The 17,794-nt window shown below is 71.0% G+C and carries 17 protein-coding genes; 9 read left to right on the top strand and 8 right to left on the bottom strand.

The annotated features are described in order from the left end of the window. Positions 1–160: 160 nt before the first annotated feature. Complete coding sequence (locus ACFV7R_RS00675) at positions 161–1,744, top strand: TROVE domain-containing protein (protein ID WP_385258218.1); 1,584 nt, start codon at positions 161–163, stop codon at positions 1,742–1,744. A gap of 67 nt (positions 1,745–1,811) precedes the next feature. On the opposite strand, the gene ACFV7R_RS00670 is transcribed toward ACFV7R_RS00675, so the two are convergent. From ACFV7R_RS00670 to ACFV7R_RS00635, 8 genes are all read right to left on the bottom strand, one after another. Next, a complete protein-coding gene (locus ACFV7R_RS00670) occupies positions 1,812–3,029 on the bottom strand; it encodes a TerD family protein (RefSeq protein WP_385258879.1) in 1,218 nt (405 codons plus the stop codon). A gap of 64 nt (positions 3,030–3,093) precedes the next feature. After that, on the bottom strand, positions 3,094–3,318 hold the full coding sequence (locus ACFV7R_RS00665) for a hypothetical protein (protein WP_385258215.1): 225 nt from the start codon (positions 3,316–3,318) through the stop codon (positions 3,094–3,096). 102 nt (positions 3,319–3,420) lie between these two features. Continuing rightward, on the bottom strand, positions 3,421–4,410 hold the full coding sequence (locus ACFV7R_RS00660) for a zinc-dependent alcohol dehydrogenase family protein (RefSeq protein WP_385258212.1): 990 nt from the start codon (positions 4,408–4,410) through the stop codon (positions 3,421–3,423). Continuing rightward, positions 4,407–5,252 (bottom strand): carbohydrate ABC transporter permease, encoded by an 846-nt coding sequence (locus ACFV7R_RS00655; RefSeq protein ID WP_385258209.1) that lies wholly within the window; start codon positions 5,250–5,252, stop codon positions 4,407–4,409. Before ACFV7R_RS00655 ends, ACFV7R_RS00660 begins: the two co-directional genes overlap by 4 nt. Further along, on the bottom strand, positions 5,249–6,190 hold the full coding sequence (locus tag ACFV7R_RS00650; protein WP_385258206.1) for a carbohydrate ABC transporter permease: 942 nt from the start codon (positions 6,188–6,190) through the stop codon (positions 5,249–5,251). The genes ACFV7R_RS00655 and ACFV7R_RS00650 overlap by 4 nt, the downstream gene beginning before the upstream one ends. Next, a complete protein-coding gene (locus tag ACFV7R_RS00645; RefSeq protein WP_385258205.1) occupies positions 6,187–7,557 on the bottom strand; it encodes an ABC transporter substrate-binding protein in 1,371 nt (456 codons plus the stop codon). The genes ACFV7R_RS00650 and ACFV7R_RS00645 overlap by 4 nt, the downstream gene beginning before the upstream one ends. Positions 7,558–7,635: 78 nt before the next feature. After that, entirely contained in the window at positions 7,636–8,406 is a 771-nt protein-coding gene (locus ACFV7R_RS00640) for a DeoR/GlpR family DNA-binding transcription regulator (RefSeq protein WP_385258202.1), read from the bottom strand. A 282-nt stretch (positions 8,407–8,688) separates the two neighbouring features. After that, entirely contained in the window at positions 8,689–9,513 is an 825-nt protein-coding gene (locus ACFV7R_RS00635) for an NAD-dependent epimerase/dehydratase family protein (RefSeq protein WP_385258200.1), read from the bottom strand. Positions 9,514–9,745: 232 nt separating this feature from the next. Between ACFV7R_RS00635 and ACFV7R_RS00630 the strand changes: the two genes are divergently transcribed. The 8 genes from ACFV7R_RS00630 to ACFV7R_RS00595 all read left to right on the top strand — a co-directional run bounded on the left by ACFV7R_RS00630 (position 9,746) and on the right by ACFV7R_RS00595 (position 17,793). Continuing rightward, positions 9,746–10,687 (top strand): 5-dehydro-4-deoxyglucarate dehydratase, encoded by a 942-nt coding sequence (locus ACFV7R_RS00630; RefSeq protein WP_385258199.1) that lies wholly within the window; start codon positions 9,746–9,748, stop codon positions 10,685–10,687. After that, the gene (locus ACFV7R_RS00625; RefSeq protein ID WP_385258196.1) at positions 10,684–11,847 is read left to right on the top strand and encodes a hypothetical protein; all 1,164 of its coding nucleotides are present in this window, start codon (positions 10,684–10,686) and stop codon (positions 11,845–11,847) included. Before ACFV7R_RS00630 ends, ACFV7R_RS00625 begins: the two co-directional genes overlap by 4 nt. 111 nt (positions 11,848–11,958) lie before the next feature. Then, a complete protein-coding gene (locus tag ACFV7R_RS00620) occupies positions 11,959–12,549 on the top strand; it encodes a TIGR03086 family metal-binding protein (RefSeq protein WP_385258195.1) in 591 nt (196 codons plus the stop codon). A gap of 41 nt (positions 12,550–12,590) precedes the next feature. Beyond that, complete coding sequence (locus tag ACFV7R_RS00615; RefSeq protein ID WP_385258192.1) at positions 12,591–13,343, top strand: MBL fold metallo-hydrolase; 753 nt, start codon at positions 12,591–12,593, stop codon at positions 13,341–13,343. Between the two features lie 134 nt (positions 13,344–13,477). Further along, positions 13,478–14,146, top strand: coding sequence for a GntR family transcriptional regulator (locus tag ACFV7R_RS00610; RefSeq protein WP_129797229.1), 669 nt, complete (start codon positions 13,478–13,480; stop codon positions 14,144–14,146). Further along, positions 14,143–15,051: a dihydrodipicolinate synthase family protein gene (locus ACFV7R_RS00605; protein ID WP_385258190.1), complete on the top strand. Its 909-nt coding sequence runs from the start codon at positions 14,143–14,145 to the stop codon at positions 15,049–15,051. Before ACFV7R_RS00610 ends, ACFV7R_RS00605 begins: the two co-directional genes overlap by 4 nt. Beyond that, complete coding sequence (gene araD, locus ACFV7R_RS00600) at positions 15,048–16,778, top strand: L-arabinonate dehydratase (RefSeq protein ID WP_385258188.1); 1,731 nt, start codon at positions 15,048–15,050, stop codon at positions 16,776–16,778. The genes ACFV7R_RS00605 and araD overlap by 4 nt, the downstream gene beginning before the upstream one ends. Positions 16,779–16,857: 79 nt before the next feature. Beyond that, on the top strand, positions 16,858–17,793 hold the full coding sequence (locus ACFV7R_RS00595) for a carbohydrate ABC transporter permease (RefSeq protein ID WP_224736891.1): 936 nt from the start codon (positions 16,858–16,860) through the stop codon (positions 17,791–17,793). Position 17,794: the final 1 nt, after the last annotated feature.

Raw genomic sequence — 17,794 nt, 5'->3', positions numbered from 1 at the left:
ATCTGGCGGCTGCGGGTTCGAATCCCGTCATCGACTTCGGGTCGGTGTAGCTCAATTCGGCAGAGCACCAGGCTAAGTCCGTCGCCGACTCCTGATCTCGGGCATCCTCCTTCTGCTGCGCCTCCCTCCGAAACCTCTCATGAATTCGGGGGAATTCACCATGGCGCGATTCAACACGAAGGCCGCGAAGGCACGGCCCACTTCGCGCGTCACCTCGACGGGACGGGTACTGCGTACGTACGAGGGCGGCCTCGGCCGCGAGCGCGACGCCCACTCCGAGCTTTTCCTGCTGGCGGTCTCCAACTTCGTCTCCCAGCAGACCTTCTACGAGACCGGCGCCGCCCGCGACGACCGGTTCGCCACACTCGTGCGCGAGCTCGCCGTCACCGACCCGGAGTGGACGGCCGGCCTGCTCGGCTGGCTGCGCGGCGAGGGCAACCTGCGTACGGCGGCGGTCGTGGGCGCCGCCGAGTACGTGAAGGCGCGGCTGGAGGCCGGGGCGACCGGCGGTCCGTCGAACCGGCAGGTCGTCGCCTCCGTGCTCCAGCGTCCCGACGAGCCCGGTGAGCTGCTCGCGTACTGGACAGCGATGTACGGCCGCAACGTCCCGAAGCCCGTGAAGCGCGGCATCGCCGACGCCGTACGGCGCCTCTACAGCGGCAGGTCGCTGCTGAAGTACGACACCGCGTCGAAGGGCTACCGCTTCGGCGACATCCTCAACCTGGTGCACGCGGCCCCGGACCCGGACAAGCCGTGGCAGGGCGAGCTGTTCCAGTACGCGCTGGACCGCCGGCACAACCCGGACACGGCCGTGCCGCCCGCGTCGAACCGGACGCTGGTCGCGCACCGCGAGCTGATGGCGCTGCCGGTCGAGGAGCGGCGCGCGGTGGTCACGTCGGACGGCGGGGCCGAGCGGCTCGCGGCGGCCGGGATGACCTGGGAGGCGCTTGCGGGCTGGCTGCAGGGGCCGATGGACAAGGCGGCCTGGGAGGCCGTGATTCCGTCCATGGGCACGATGGCGCTGGTCCGCAACCTGCGGAACTTCGACGAGGCGGGCGTCTCCGACGAGGTGGCCGCCCAGGTCGCGGCCCGGATCAGCGACCCGGCGGAGGTCGCGCGGTCGCGGCAGTTCCCGTTCCGGTACCTTGCCGCGTACCAGCACGCGCCGTCGCTGCGCTGGTCGTACCCGCTGGAGCAGGCACTCGGCCACTCGCTGGCCCACGTGCCCGCGCTGCCCGGCCGGACGCTGGTGCTCGTGGACCGCTCGGGTTCCATGTTCTACTCGCAGCTGTCGGACCGCTCGGAGCTCAACCGGGCCGACGCGGCGGCGATCTTCGGGACGGCGCTGGCGCTGCGGGCGGCGGACGCGGATCTCGTCGAGTTCGGCACCAGCAGCAACCGGGTGCGGTTCCGTAAGGGGGAGTCGGTGCTCAAGGTCCTGGAGCGCTTCGGCGGCCTGGGCGGCACCAACACCACCGAGGCGGTGCGCCGGCACTACAAGAAGCACGACCGGGTGCTGATCGTCACCGACGAGCAGTACGCCCACAGCCATTACGGCGACCCGACCGAGCAGGTCCCGGCCGACGTGCCGGTCTACACCTGGAATCTGGCCGGGTACCGGGCGGGTCACGGCCCGTCCGGGAAGGGGAACCGGCACACGTTCGGCGGCCTGTCGGACGCGGCGTTCCGGATGGTGCCCTTGCTCGAGCGAGGCCGGGACGGGCGCTGGCCATGGCTTGAGTGAACGGGCACGAGCGGGAACGGTACGGGGCGCCCCCTCTGTCGGGGGCGCCCCGTGCTCGTGGCGGCCGTTACAGCGCCTGGGCCGCCGGCTTGACCATGTTGCGGACCGTGCGGGCCTTGACGAAGTCGCCCATGGCCGTCATGTCCCACTCGCCGGAGTACTGGCGGATGAGCTTCGCCATGAGGACGCCGGTCTGGGGCTCGGCGTTGGTGAGGTCGAAGCGGACGAGTTCCTCGCCGGTGGCGGCGTCCATGAGGCGGCAGTAGGCCTTGGCGACCTCGGTGAACTTCTGGCCGGAGAAGGAGTTCACGGTGAAGACCAGGCCGGTGACCTCCTGCGGGAGGCGGCCGAGGTCGACGGTGATCACCTCGTCGTCGCCGCCGCCCTCGCCGGTGAGGTTGTCGCCGGAGTGGCGGATCGCGCCGCCCACGATCTGGAGCTTGCCGAAGTAGCAGCTGTCGATGTGGTTGCGCTGCGGGCCGTACGCGATGACCGAGGCGTCCAGGTCGATGTCCTTGCCGCGGTAGGCGGGCTCCCAGCCGAGGCCCATCTTGACCTGGGAGAGCAGCGGGCGGCCGCCCTTGACCAGGGAGACGGTCTGGTTCTTCTGGAGGCTGACCCGGCCCTTGTCGAGGTTGATCTTCCCGGCGCCGGGGGCGGGAGCGGCCGGAGCGGGGGGCGCTGCCGGGGCCGGGGGAGTGGACATGGGCGGGGCCGGCGGGGTCACCGGGGGCTGCATCGTGGCGGGCGGCGGGGTGACCGGCTGGGGCGGGGCGACGGGGGCCGGGGCCGGTTCCTCCACGGTGACGCCGAAGTCGGTGGCGATGCCGGCCAGGCCGTTGGCGTAGCCCTGGCCGACCGCGCGGGCCTTCCAGGCGCCGTTGCGCAGATAGATCTCCACGACCACCAGGGCCGTCTCGGCGCCGAGCTGCGGGGGCGTGAACGTGGCCAGGACGCTGTTGTCGTCCGCGTTGCGGATCGTGGCCGTGGGTTCGATGCCCTGGAAGGTCTGGCCCGCGGCGTCCGGGCTCGCCGTGACGACGATCTTCTCGATGCCCGGGGGGACGGCGGTGGTGTCGACGGTGATCGCGTCGGGGGCCGTGCCGCCGCCCGAGCGGTACGTCACGCCCGGGCCGGCCGGCTGGTTGTAGAAGATGAAGTCGTCGTCGGAGCGCACCTTGCCGTCGGCGGTGAGCAGCAGGCCCGATACGTCGAGCCGCACCGGGGCGGCGACGTCCACCGTCACGCGGGCGGTGGGGAGAGGGATGTTCGAGCCGGGGGTCATAGCTGTCATGCCGGGTGAACGATCGACGCCGCTTTACCGTTCCCTTACCGGGCGGCCGATCGGGTCACCGGCGGTTGCGGGGGTGGTTGCGGGCGGTGCGTTCGTTGCCGCGTTTGTAGTTGCCGGTCCAGCGGGCCATGACCAGCTGGGGGTCCGCGGCGGAGGTTGTCTCGGCGAGGAACTGTTGTGCGCGGGGGCCGTGGAGGGTGGTGGCGAGGCGGTTGTGGTGGGTGATGGTGACGGTGCCGTCGGCGTGGGTGTCGTAGCGGAATCCATGGGGGCGCGGCATGTCCGGATCGTAGGGGGGCGGGGGGTGACGGGCCCAGCGGTTTTCGCCCCCGCCGCCCCCTGGAGGACGGGACGGGCAGGGGGCGGCGGGGCGGGAAAACCCCTACGGCACAACCACGATCTTCCTGCCGACGCCCGAGGCGAACTGCTCAAGGGCCTGGGGATAGCTGGTCAGCGGCAGGCGGTCGCTGATGAAGACCTCGGGGTCGAGGACGCCCGTCGCGAAGAGCTCCGCCGCTCGTTCGAAGCTGTGCAGGACGGCCATCGAGCCGGTGATCGTGATCTCCTGGTTGTAGATGCGGTACGGATCGATCGTCACCCGGGTCGCGTAGTCCGCGACGCCGAACTGCAGGAACGTCCCCGCCTTCGCCACGCGGTCCAGCCCGTCCTGGATCGCCGCCGCGTTCCCCGTCGCGTCGACCACGACGTCCCAGCCCTGCGGGCGGTCCAGTTCGTCGGCGTTCGCGGCGGACGCCGAGACGCCGAGGCGGCGGGCCGTCTCCAGGCGGGTCGGGTTGACGTCGACCACGTCCACGCTCGCCGCGCCCGTCCGTTTCGCCAGCTCCAGCATCATCAGGCCCATCGTTCCGGAGCCGTAGACCAGGACGTGGGCGCCCAGGCGGGACTGGAGCACGTCATAGCCACGTACCGCGCACGACAGCGGCTCCACCAGTGCCGCGTCCTGCGTGCGGATGTGCTCGGGGAGCTTCACGCAGTTCGCCACCGGCGCCACCGCGTACTGCGCCGCGCCCCCCGCCGTCGTCACGCCGATCGCTGCCCAGCGCTCGCACAGGTTGTTGTGGCCGGTGCGGCAGTAGCGGCACTCGTAGCAGTACAGGGACGGGTCCACCGCCACCTGGTCGCCCACCGACAGTTCCGTGACCTGGGTGCCGACCCCGACCACCTCGCCCGCGAACTCGTGCCCCGGCACGATGGGGAGCTCGGGTGCGAACTCCCCCTGGAGGATGTGCAGGTCCGTGCCGCACAGGCCGCACGCGGCGACCTCGACGACGACCTCGCGCGGGCCCGGCGTCGGGTCCGGGACCTCGGCGACGACGGCCTTGCCCACGGACTCGATGACGGCGGCCTTCATTTCACGGCTCCCAACGACAGGCCCTGGACCAGCTTGTCCTGGGCGGCGAACCCCGCGGCGAGCACCGGCAGGGAGATGACGAGCGACGCGGCGCACACCTTCGCCAGGAACAGGCCCTGGCTGGTGATGAAGCCGGTCAGGAAGACAGGGGCTGTTTCGGCTACGACGCCCGTCAGCACCCTCGCGAACAGCAGCTCGTTCCAGCTGAAGATGAAGCAGATCAGGGCGGTGGCGGCGATGCCGGGGAGGGCCATGGGGGCGATCACGCGGGTCAGGACCGTGGGGAGGCGGGCGCCGTCCACCCGTGCCGCCTCGATCACCGCCACCGGGACCTCGGCCAGGAACGACTGCATCATCCACACCGCGATCGGCAGGTTCATGGAGGTGTAGAGGATGACCAGGAGCCAGATGTTGTCCAGCATTCCCGCGTTCTTGGCGAAGAGGTAGATCGGCAGCAGGCCCGCCACCACCGGCAGCATCTTCGTCGACAGGAAGAAGAACAGGACGTCGGTCCACTTGCGCACCCGCCGGATCGACAGGGCGTAGGCCGCCGGGAGCGCCAGGAGCAGGACCAGGAGGGTCGAACTCACCGATGCCACCATCGAGTTGATCAGGGACGGCCATGGGCTCGCCCCGCCGCCCGTGCCGAAGAACTCGCGGTAGCCGTCCAGGGTGAGGGCGGCCCCGAAGGACGGCGGGTTGGTCGCCGCGTCCTCCTCGGAGTGGAAGGACGTCAGGGCCATCCACGCGATGGGCAGGAAGAAGACGATGCCGGCCAGCCAGGCCACCAGGCCCAGGCTCGTTCCCTTGCGCTTGCGGATGCGTACGGCGATGTCGCTCATGCGCGGGAGGCCTCCTCACGGAACAGGGACGACACCACGCGCAGCGCGAAGGTCGCGATGATGATGGAGCCGATGACGACCAGGACGCCCGCGGCCGAGGCGAGGCCGTTCTCGTGGGCCTGGTAGAAGCTCTGGTAGACGGTGTAGGGAAGATTCGCGGTGCCCAGGCCGCCGGATGTGATCGTGAAGACCGCGTCGAAGTTCTGGACGATGTAGATCGAGCCGAGCAGGGCGCCGAGCTCGAGGTAGCGGCGCAGATGCGGGAGCGTGAGGTGGCGGAAGATCTGCCAGTCGCTCGCGCCGTCGACCTTCGCGGCCTCGATCTGCTGCGGGTCGCGGCTCTGCAGGCCGGCCAGGATGATCAGCATCATGAACGGGGTCCACTGCCAGACCAGCGAGGCCTCGACCGCGAGCAGCGGGGTGCCCGAGATCCAGTCGGGCTGTGGGCCGCCGACGTAGTGCAACAACCCGTTCAGCAGGCCGTACTCGGGGTTGTAGAGGACGTGCTTCCAGAGCAGCGCCGCCGCCACGGGGACGACCAGGAAGGGCGCGATCAGCAGGGTGCGGACGACGCCCCGGCCCTTGAACCTGCGGTCCAGCAGCAGGGCCAGGACCAGGCCGAGGACCAGGCTGACCAGCACCACCGTCACCGTCAGCAGGATCGTCGTCCACACCGAGTTGCGCAGGTCGGTGTCGGTGAGCACCTGGCGGTAGTTGTCCACGCCGGTGAAGTGGCGGGCGTCGGGATAGAGGGAGTTCCAGTCGAAGAAGGAGATCACCAGCGTGGCCACGAACGGCAGCTGGGTCACGACGATCATGAAGATCAGGGCGGGGAGGAGGGGGGCCCGGGTGGCCCAGGCGCGCAGCCGGGCCGAGGGCTCGCGGTTGTCGGTGCGGACGGACGGGGCGGCCACGGGGGCCGTGGTGGTGGCGGTCATCGTCCCTCGTACTCCTCGGAGATGCGCTCGGCGAGCTGCTGGGACTTCTTCAGGGCCTCGTCGACGGACTGGCGTCCGGCGATGGCCGCGCTGATCTCCTGGGAGACCTTGGTGCCGAGGTCGGTGAACTCGGGGATGCCGACGAACTGGATGCCGGGCGCGGGACGGGGCTGCACACCGGGGTCGCCCGGGCGGGCGCCCTCGATGGCCTCCTTCGTCATCTCCTGGAAGGCGGCGGCCTCCGCCCGGTAGTCGGGGTTGTCGTACGTCGACGCGCGCTTGCCGGCGGGAACGTTCGACCAGCCGATCTCGTCGCCGACCAGCTGCTCGTACTCCTTGCTGGACGCCCAGGACACGAACTGCCACGCCTTGTCGGCGTTGCGGGAGGCGTCCTGGATGCCCCAGGCCCAGGTGTAGAGCCAGCCGGAGGACTCGGTCTTCTCGACGGGGGCGGGGGCGTAGCCGACCTTGTCCTTGACCGGGGAGTCGGCGGACTCCAGGGAACCGGCCGCGGAGGTGGCGTCGTACCACATGGCGACCTTGCCCTGGGTCATGTTGTTGAGGCACTCGGCGAACCCGGACTGGGCGGCGCCGGACTCGCCGTGCTCACGGACCAGATCGACATAGAACTTCGTCGCCTTCTCCCACTCGGGGGAGTCGAGCCGGGCCTTCCAGTTCTCGTCGAACCAGGTGCCGCCGAAGGTGTTCACGACGGTCGTCAGGGGGGCCATGACCTCGCCCCAGCCGGGCAGTCCGCGCAGGCAGATGCCCTTCATGCCGGGCTCCGCGCCGTCCGCCCGGGCGGCGAGGTCGGCGACCTGCGTCCAGGTGGGGTGCGCGGGCATCGTCAGGCCCTCCTTCTCGAACACGTCCTTGCGGTACATCAGGAAGGACGACTCGCCGTAGAAGGGCTGGCCGTAGAGCTTGCCGTCGTCGCCGGTGAGGGACTCGCGCATGGGCTTCAGGACGTCCTGTTCGTCGTACGCCGGGTCCTCGGCGACGTAGGAGTCCATCTCGTGCAGCCAGCCGTTGCGGGCGTAGATCGGTATCTCGTAGTTGGAGAGGGTGGCGACGTCGTACTGGCCGGCCTGGTTGGCGAAGTCCTGGCTGATCTTGTCGCGGACGTCGTTCTCCGGCAGCACGGTGAAGTTCACCTTGATGCCGGTGTCCTTGGTGAAGTGGGCGGCGGTGAGCTTCTGCAGCTCGACCATCTGCGGGTTGTTGACCATCAGGACGTTGATCGAGTTGCCGCCCGATCCTGCCCCGCCCGCCCCGACCCAGCAGCCGGAGAGCAGCGGGGCGAGCAGCGTCCCTGCGGCGGCCGCGGCGAGCGTGGCTCGCGGCCTCCGTCGGCTCTGGGTTCGCATGGATCGCTCCTGAACATATAGGGAGATAAAGGGCACTGTCGGGCGTGAAGGTGCCCTACAGGGGGATGAGTTGGGTTTTCAGACGCGGATGACCTGGGGTCCGAGCAGTGAGTAGCGGTGCGCTTCGGCCGTCGGCAGCAGCGTGCTCGTGACGATCGCCTCCAGGGCGCCGACCTCCGCGAACCGGCAGAAGCTGACCGCCCCGAACTTGGTGTGCACGCCCGCGAAGACCGTGCGCCGCGCGGCCCGCACCGCCTGCGCCTTGACCTCGCTGACGGCGGGGTCGGGGGTGGTCAGGCCGTGCTCCCGGGAGATGCCGTTGGCGCCGATGTAGGCGAGGTCGACGACGAAGCCGGCGAGCATCTTCGTCGTCCAGTGGTCGACGGTGGCCAGCGTGCCGGAGCGGACCCGGCCGCCGAGCAGCAGTACCGAGAAGCCCTCGTCCTCGGCGAGCGCGCCCGCGACCGGCAGGGACGCGGTGACCACGGTCAGCGGCCGGTCCCTGGGGAGTGCCTCGGCGATGAGCTGCGGGGTGAAGCCCTCGTCGACGAAGACCGTCTCGGCGTCCCCGAGCAGCTCGGCCGCGGCGGCCGCGATCCGGCGCTTCTCGGGGACGTGACTGGTGGCGCGGAAGGCGAGGGTCGTCTCGAAGCCGGCGCTCTCCACGGGGTAGGCGCCGCCGTGCGTACGGCGGACCAGACCGTGGTCCTCCAGGGCGCGCAGATCCCGCCGTACGGTCTCCTTGGCCACGCCCAGGAGGCCGGCGAGCGCGGTGACGTCGACCGACCCTGCGGCGCGCGCGACCCGCACGATCTCCCGCTGGCGTTCCTCCGCCGAACTCGTGCTCATGGCCGACACCTGCCTTCAGTGGTGCTGTGCTGCCCGTTCGGGCCCGGTGCGGCCCTTGGGTGAAGTTCTACAGCGGGTGTGCGGCACTGACCAGGTCTGATGCGGGCCCGATGCTGCCCGTGTGTGCCCGTTCGACGCGGTGTGTGCCCGCCTCGGACCTGCGGCGTTGCGGGACGGGGTGTGAGATCGGGCGGGGCGCGCGCCCGAACACGACGGCGGGCGGGCCCGTTCGGTGCCCGCCCGTCGTCGGCTTTCGGTCAGTAGGAGATCAGTACGGGGAGATCAGTACGGCCAGATCGGTGGGTCGTTCACGAAGTGGCCGCCCAGGCAGGCGTGGGCCGGGTTGTCCGGGTCGAGCTCACCCTGTTCGGCGATTAGCTTCTCGGCGTACGGCTCGGAGTCGTCCTGCGGTGCGTAGCCGAGCGCCCGCGCGGTGGACAGGTCCCACCACAGGCGGGTGTTGGCGGAGGAGCCGTAGACGACGGTGTGGCCGACGTTCTCGGCGGTCAGGGCCGCGTGGAAGAGACGGGCGCCGTCGGCGGGGCTCATCCAGACCGACAGCATGCGCACGCTGGTCGGCTCCGGGAAGCAGGAGCCGATGCGCACGGAGACGGTCTCCATGCCGTGCTTGTCCCAGTAGAACTGCGCAAGATCCTCACCGAAGGACTTGGACAGGCCGTAGAAGGTGTCCGGGCGGCGCGGGGTGTCGACCGGGATGAGCGCGCTCGAATCAAGAGGTGTGTCGCCCTGCGGGCGCGGGGTGTAGCCCACCGCGTGGTTGGAGGAGGCGAAGACGATGCGCCGGATGCCCTCCTCGCGGGCGGCCTCGTACAGGTTGTAGGTGCCCTCGATGTTCGCCTTGAGGATCTTCTCGAAGGGGGCTTCCAGGGAGATGCCCGCGAGGTGGATGATCGCGTCGACGCCTCGTACGGCCTCGCGCAGGGCCGACCTGTCGGCGAGGTCGGCGGTGATGGCGTCCGGTGCGCCCTCGACGGGGCGCAGGTCGAGCAGGCGCAGTGCGTAGCCGTGGCCGGGGAGCAGGTCCCGCATCAGGGTGCCGAGGCCGCCGGCGGCGCCGGTGAGCAGAACGGTGCGGGGAGCGGGCATCCTCGGGTCTCCTTGAATCGAACGGCCGCATTCATATACCGCATTCACATGCGTGGACACGCTAAGGAGCGGGCCGTTGTGCGTCAAGTGTGCCGCGGAGGAGAGGAATCCGCTGGTGTGTTGGGGTTGGCACGCTTGACCCCTCCTGGGGGCCCGCCATAGCGTGAGCGAGTTCAGGAATGTGGACGCAGAACACGAATGTGGGCCTTGGACAGTGGACCTTGGAGTGCCCGTGACGTCAGCCCCGCTCGCCGCCCGCCTCAGCGTCCCCAGCGGGCCGCTGTTCTTCCCGGTCACCGCCTACGGCCCCGACGGCTGCGTCAACCTTGACGCCTACCGTGCCCACATCCGCCGCGGCATCGAGGCCGGAGCCGCCGCCGTCTTCGCGTGCTGCGGCACCGGAGAGTTCCATGCGCTCACGCCGGAGGAGTACGAGGCGTGCCTGCGAGCGGCCGTGGCGGAGTCCGCCGGACGCGTACCGGTCGTGGCCGGCGCCGGGTACGGGACCGCGCTCGCCGTACGGTATGCGGGGCTCGCGGCCCGGGCGGGAGCGGACGGGCTGCTCGCCATGCCGCCGTACCTCGTCGTCCCCGGGCAGGAGGGGCTGCTGCGGCACTACCGGGAGATCGCGGCGGCGACCCCACTGCCGGTCGTCGTCTACCAGCGCGACAACGCCGTGTTCACACCCGAGACCGTCGTCGGACTGGCCCGCACGGACGGGATCATCGGACTCAAGGACGGCCTCGGCGACCTGGACCTGATGCAGCGCATCGTCAGCGCCGTGCGCACCGAGGCCCCCGGCGACTTCCTCTACTTCAACGGACTGCCGACCGCCGAGCAGACCCAGCTCGCCTACCGCGGCATCGGCATCACCCTCTACTCCTCGGCCGCGTTCTGCTTCGCCCCGGAGATCGCCCTCGCCTTCCACCGGGCGCTCGAGACCGGCGACGACGCCACCGTGCGCCGCCTGCTCGACGGCTTCTACCGGCCGTTCGTCGAACTGCGCGCCCGGGGCCGCGGCTACGCCGTCTCCCTTGTCAAGGCGGGCGTACGGCTGCGCGGGCTCGACGTGGGGGAGGTACGGCCGCCGCTGCACGAGCCGAGCGAGGATCATGTCAAGCAGCTCGCTCAGGTGATCGAGCGCGGGTACGCGCTGCTCGAGGAGGACATGTGAAGACGTCGGCGTTCGTCTACCCCTGGGACGTCAACGGGGACCCAGAGGCACCGGCGCGGATCGCCGCGCTCGGCGTGGCACAGGTGACGCTCGCCGCGGCCTATCACTCCACCCGCGCCGTCACGCCCCGCCACCCGCGCCACCGCATCGTCACGGCCGAGCATGCCGCCGTGCTCTACCCCACGGACGCCCGCTGGGAGGGCCGGACCCTGCGCCCGTACCCGGCCGGTGACTGGGCGCCCGGCGACGCCTACGGGGAAGCGGCGGAGCAGCTCGCCGGCGCAGGACTTCAGGTGCACACCTGGGTGGTGCTCGCGCACAACTCCCGCCTGGGCGCCGAGCATCCGGACACCTCGGTCGTCAACGCCTACGGCGACCGCTACCCCTGGGCGCCGTGCATCGCCCAGCCCGCCACGCGCGCGTACCTCGTGGATCTGGCCGCGGAGGCCGCCGTACGCCCCGGCGCGCGCGGCACGGAGCTGGAGTCCCTCGGCTGGTACGGGCTGGCGCATCTGCACGCCCATGACAAGACCGCCGGGGTCGGCCTCGGGGACGCCGGTCAGTACCTGATGTCGCTGTGCTTCTGCCCCGCCTGCCGGGCCGGCTACGGCGCACAGGGCCTGGACCCCGACGAGCTGGCGGACGCCGTACGCACCGCGCTCGAACCGGTGTGGCAGGGGGCGCCCTCCGACGGGGGCTGGCCGGGGGTCGGGAAACTCCTCGGGGAGACAAAAGCGGCCGGCACGCGCGCGTGGCGGGACGAAACCGCCCGCACGCTCCAGGAGGCGGCCGTCACCGCGGTCCGCGCCGCGGCGCCCGACGGCTTCCAGGTCCTCCTGCACGCCGACCCGGTGTCGTACCACTGCGGCGCCAACGCGGGTGTGGACCCCGCGCACATTCTGTCCGTGGCCGACGGTGTGGTCGTGCCCTGCACGGGCGGCGCGGGTCTGCTGACGCCGTTCGCCGAGCAGCGGCGCGAGGGTGCCGTGCTCGCCGCCAACTTCACCGTGGTCTCCGGGATGGGCGGCCGCCCCGGCACCCTGGCCGCGGACGCCGCACGCGCGCGGGACCTCGGTGCCACGGAACTGCGGCTCTATCACGCCGGGCTGGCGTCGGACGGCGACCTGAGGTCCGTGCGGGCGGCGCTCTCGTCGGCCTGAGGAGCGGGGGAGGGGATCGGGGAGGTGCCGCGGAAGGGCGTGCGCGCAGGCGATGAGTTTCGGGGCGGGCCTCGGTCTACCTCCTTGGACGCACCACTGAGGAGACAGCTGATGACCGACCTGACCACCCTCGACCTCGGACCGCAGACCCGGATCATCGCCCGCCTCGCGGGCGGCGTGCGTGACGAGCAGTTGTCCGACAGGACACCGTGCCCGGAGCTGGCGGTGCGCAACCTGCTGGGGCACCTGACGGGGCTCTCCGTGGCCTTCCGTGACGCCGGCCGAAAGCACCTCGGCGTCACCACCGACACCAGCCCGGAGGCGGTCGTCCCGGACATCGGGCCCGGCTGGCGCCAGGAGCTGCCCAAGGTCCTGGACGAGCTCGCCGACGCATGGCGCGACCCGGCCGCCTGGACCGGCATGACCCGCGCGGGCGGCGTGGACCTGCCCGGCGCCGTCGCGGGCGCCGTCGCCGTCGACGAGCTGGTGATCCACGGCTGGGACCTCGCGCGGGCCACCGGCCAGGAGTACGCCCCCGACCCGGCCGCCCTGCAGGTGTCGTACGACTTCCTGCGCGCGGCGGCCGACGAGGACGACCGCGGCGGCGGCATCTTCGGCCCCGTCGTTTCCGTCCCGGCCGACGCACCGCTGCTGGACCGCGCGGTGGGGCTGAGCGGGAGGGAGCCGGACTGGAAGCCGTGACGCGCGGGCGGGGCGCGGGAGACTGAACGTACGCTCCCCGCATGCCCCTCACCCTCACCGTCCTCGGCACCGCCTCCCCGCACCCGCAGCCGGATCGTCCGTGTTCCGGGTATCTGCTGCGCGGCTCAGGCGCCGAGGTGTGGGTGGACGCCGGGCCCGGAACCTTCGCGGAATTGCAGCGGCACACCGATCCCGCACGGCTGACGGCGATCTGGATCTCCCATCTGCACGCCGACCACAGCGCCGACCTGCTGTCCGCGGTCTACGCGTTCGCCTTCGGCGGTCTCACCCCGCCGACGCCCATCCCGGTGTACGCCCCGGCGGACTGCCCCGGGCGCCTGGCGGGGTTCCTCGGCCGGCCGGACGTGGCCTTCCTGCGCGGCATTCTCGACTTCCGGCCGCTGTACGACGGCCATACGGCCCGGCACGGCGAGCTGCTTCTGACCGCCCGGGCCGTCGTCCATGACACCGAGGCGTACGGGCTGCGCGCCGAGTGCGCGGGGAGCGTGCTGGCGTACTCCGGCGACAGTGGACCCTGCACCGCCCTCACCGAACTGGCCCGGGACGCCGACCTGTTCCTGTGCGAGGCCGACATCGACGCGCATCGCGAAGGCGAACAGGTCCATCTGACGCCCGAGGACGCCGGCGCGACCGCCCGCACGGCAGGCGCACGGGAGCTGCTCGTCACGCACGTCAGACCCACCCTCACCCCCGAATCGGCGACCGCCCGTGCCGCGGCGGCCTTCGGCGGGCCCACCGCCACCGCACGCGAGGGCGACCTCCGGCGCGCCTGACGGCAACCTCGACTTCCTTTGTCAGAAGCATTGACGAAACACAGGGCCGCTCCTACCTTCAACGCGTCGTACTTCGTACGTCATATATGAGACGCGATACGCGAGATCCCATACGCGAGATCCGAGAGGCGCGCATGACCTCTGTGCCCACGCCGATCCCCTCCCGCACGCAGTACGTGCTGGAGGAGATCAAACGCCGCATCCTCACCGGGCAGTTGACGCCCGGTCAGGCCTTGGTGGAGACCGAACTCGCCGCACAGTTCGGGGTTTCGAAGACCCCGGTGCGTGAGGCGCTCAAGACCCTGGCCGGGACCGGACTGGTGGTGATGAGCCAGTACAAGGGCGTCACCGTGCGCATGGTGGATGCGGACATGGCGCGCGAGGTCTACGACGTGCGGCTGCTGCTCGAGCCGGAGGCGCTGCGGCGCTCCGTACGGCGCGGGGCCTCCCTGGACGCCGCACGGTCGGCGCTGACCAGGGCCGACGACGCCACGGACACCGCCGAACGCTCGCTGGCCAACCGGGAGTTCCACCGCGCCCTGTACGTGCCGTGCGGCAACCCGCTGCTCGGCCGGATGCTGGACGAGGTCCGCGACCAGGCGGCCCTCGTCTCCGCCGTGGCCTGGGCCGCCGACCCCTCCTGGGACCGGGAGGCCCAGGAGCACCGCGAGATCCTGCGGCTCGCGCTGGACGGCGACGCCGACGGCGCCGCGCGCGCCCTCCACGCGCACATCGCGTCGTTCGTCGAGCGGGCCTTCCCGGACGCGGGGACCGAGGCCCAGGGAGAGGACGGTCAGGAATGACAACGACGTTCGAGACCCAGCGGGCGGCCCTGGCCGACGTGGTGGCGATCCCGGTGACACCGTTCGCCGAGGACGGCTCCGTCGACGCCGGCGCCCACCGGGCCCTGCTGCGTCGTCTGCTCGACGGTGGGATCAGGACCCTCACCCCCAACGGGAACACCGGCGAGTTCTACGCCCTCACCCCGCAGGAACGGCAGCTGGTCACCGAGCTGACCATCGACGAGGCCGGCGACCGCGCCGTGATCCTGGTCGGCGTCGGCCACGACGTACCGACCGCCGTCGCCTCCGCCCGGCACGCCCGTGAACTCGGCGCCCAGATGGTGATGGTCCATCAGCCCGTCCATCCGTACGTCTCGCAGAGCGGCTGGGTCGACTACCACCGGGCCATCGCCGAGGCCGTGCCCGAGCTGGGCGTCGTCCCGTACCTCCGCAACGGCCAGCTCACCGGCGCCCGCCTCGCCGAGCTGGCCGACGCCTGCCCGAACGTGATCGGCGTCAAGTACGCCGTCCCGGACGCCGCCCGGTTCGCCGCCTTCGCCCGCGACGCCGGCCTGGAGCGGTTCGTGTGGGTGGCCGGCCTCGCCGAGCCGTACGCCCCCTCGTACTTCTCCGCGGGCGCCACCGGCTTCACCTCGGGACTCGTGAACGTCGCCCCGTCCGTTTCGCTGAACATGATCGAAGCGCTTCGATCCGGCGACTACCCCGCCGCCATGAAGGTCTGGGAGCAGATTCGCCGCTTCGAGGAGCTGCGCGCCGCCAACGGCTCCGCCAACAACGTCACGGTCGTCAAGGAGGCCCTCGCCTCGCTCGGGCTGTGCCGCCGCGAGGTCCGCCCGCCCAGCAGACCGCTGCCCGAGAGCGAGCGCGCCGAGGTCGCCGCCATCGCCGCCGGATGGTCCATATGACCGACCGGAAGCGCCCCGAGGAGCTCAGAAGTCATCAGTGGTACGGGACCGACGGACTGCGCTCCTTCAGTCACCGGGCCCGCACCCGCCAGCTCGGCTACCTGCCCGAGGAACACCTGGGCAAGCCCGTCATCGCGATCCTCAACACCTGGTCCGACATCAACCCCTGCCACGTCCATCTGCGCGACCGCGCCCAGGCAGTGAAGCGGGGCGTGTGGCAGGCGGGCGGCTTCCCGCTGGAGTTCCCGGTCTCCACGCTCAGCGAGACCTTCCAGAAGCCGACCCCGATGCTCTACCGCAACCTGCTCGCGATGGAGACCGAGGAGCTGCTGCGGTCGTACCCCGTCGACGGGGCCGTGCTGATGGGCGGTTGCGACAAGTCGACGCCCGCCCTCCTCATGGGGGCGGCCAGTGCCGACCTGCCGGCCGTCTTCGTGCCCGCCGGGCCCATGCTGCCGGGCCACTGGCGCAACGAGGTTCTCGGCTCCGGCACCGACATGTGGAAGTACTGGGACGACAAGCGCGCCGGCCTCATCGGCGACTGCGAGATGCAGGAACTGGAAAGCGGCCTGGCACGCTCGCCCGGTCACTGCATGACGATGGGTACGGCGTCCACCCTGACCGCCGCCGCCGAGGCGCTCGGCGTGACCGTGCCGGGCGCGTCCAGCATCCCGGCCGTCGACTCCGGGCACGACCGGATGGCCGCCAAGGCCGGCCTGGTCGCCGTCGAACTGGTCCACCGCGACCGGAAGCTGAGCGAGATCCTCACCCGGGAGGCCTTCGAGGACGCGGTGACGACCGTCCTCGGCCTCGGCGGCTCCACCAACGCCGTCATCCACCTCATCGCCATGGCCGGCCGGGCCGGGGTCCGGCTCACGCTGGACGACTTCGACCGGATCGCCCGCACCGTCCCGGTGCTGGCCAACGTACGGCCGGGCGGACGGACGTACCTCATGGAGGACTTCCACTTCGCCGGCGGCCTGCCCGGGTTCCTGTCCCGGATCCCGGACCTGCTCCACCTGGACCGGCCGACGGTGTCGTACGACACCCTGCGCGAGCAGATCGCCGGCGCGCAGGTGCACAACGACGACGTCATCCGGCCCCGCGACAACCCGGTCGCGAGCGAGGGCGGGGTCGCCGTCCTGCGCGGCAACCTCTGCCCGGACGGCGCCGTCATCAAGCACATCGCCGCCGAGCCGCACCTGCTCAAGCACACCGGCCCCGCGGTCGTCTTCGACGACTACCGGACGATGCAGCGCACCATCAACGACCCGTCGCTGAACATCACCGCCGACAGCGTGCTGGTGCTGTGTAACGCCGGACCCAAGGGCGGCCCGGGCATGCCCGAGTACGGCATGCTGCCGCTCCCCGACCACCTGCTGAAGCAGGGCGTACGGGACATGGTGCGGATCTCCGACGCCCGGATGAGCGGCACGAGCTACGGCGCGTGTGTGCTGCACGTGGCGCCCGAGTCGTACATCGGCGGACCGCTGGCGCTCGTCCGGACCGGGGACAGCATCACCCTCGACGTCGAGGAGCGGACACTCCGACTCAACGTGGACGACGAGGAGTTGGAGCGTCGGAGGGCGGAATGGACGCCGCCGCCCGTGCGCTACGAGCGGGGCTACGGCGCCCTCTACAACGAACAGATCACCCAGGCGAACACCGGCTGCGACTTCGAGTTCCTGGCGCGGCCGGGAAAGGTGCAGGACCCGTACGCCGGCTGACCCGCAGCAGCACGACCTCGCATCACCCTGCACTTCGAGAAAGCGCTTCCCGCGCGACGTACGAGAACGGAGAACAGTCATGGCCCAAGCCGCAGCCGTGGCGAAACCGCCCGCGCCACCGAGGCGGCGCCGTGCCTCCGCCACGCCACGCAGGCTGCCGTACCTGCTGATCGCCCCGGCGGCCCTGCTGATGCTGGGCTTCATCGCCTACCCGGTGCTCAGCGTCTTCTACTACAGCCTGCAGGACTACAACCCCACCAAGCCATGGCGGAACGGTTTCGCGGGCTTCGACAACTTCGTCCACGCCTTCACCGAGGACCCGCTCTTCTGGGACACGCTGATCTTCAGCGCCAAGTGGGTCGTCGTGGAGGTCGGACTCCAGCTGCTGTTCGGTCTGGCGCTGGCCCTCATCGTCAACCAGACGTTCGTGGGCCGGGCCCTCGGCCGGGCGATGGTCTTCTCCCCGTGGGCCGTCTCCGGCGTGCTGACCTCCGCGATCTGGGTGCTGCTCTACAACTCCCAGACCGGCATCACCCGTTACCTCGCCGACATGGGCATCGGCTCGTACGGCACCAGCTGGCTGTCGGACACCTCCACCGTGTTCCCGGCGGCGATCGTCGCCGACCTGTGGCGCGGCGTGCCGTTCTTCGCGATCCTCATCCTCGCCGACCTCCAGTCCGTCTCGAAGGACCTGTACGAGGCCGCCGAGGTCGACGGGGCGAGCCGGCTCAAGCAGTTCTGGCACATCACCCTGCCGCACCTGAAGGACGCCATCGTCCTGTCGACGCTGCTGCGTGCGGTGTGGGAGTTCAACAACGTCGACCTGCTGTACACCCTCACCGGCGGCGGACCGGCCGGCGAGACCACGACACTCCCGCTGTACATCGCCAACACCAGCGTCGACGCCCACAACTTCGGCTACGCGTCGGCCCTGACCACGGTCGCGTTCGTGATCCTGCTCTTCTGCTCGATCGTCTATCTGCGGCTGAGCAAGTTCGGAGGTGAGGACAAGTGAG

The sequence above is a fragment of the Streptomyces sp. NPDC059866 genome (genome assembly GCF_042731325.1).
Lineage (GTDB): Bacteria > Actinomycetota > Actinomycetes > Streptomycetales > Streptomycetaceae > Streptomyces > Streptomyces flavusporus.
This window is presented reverse-complemented; position numbering and strand designations above follow the sequence as displayed.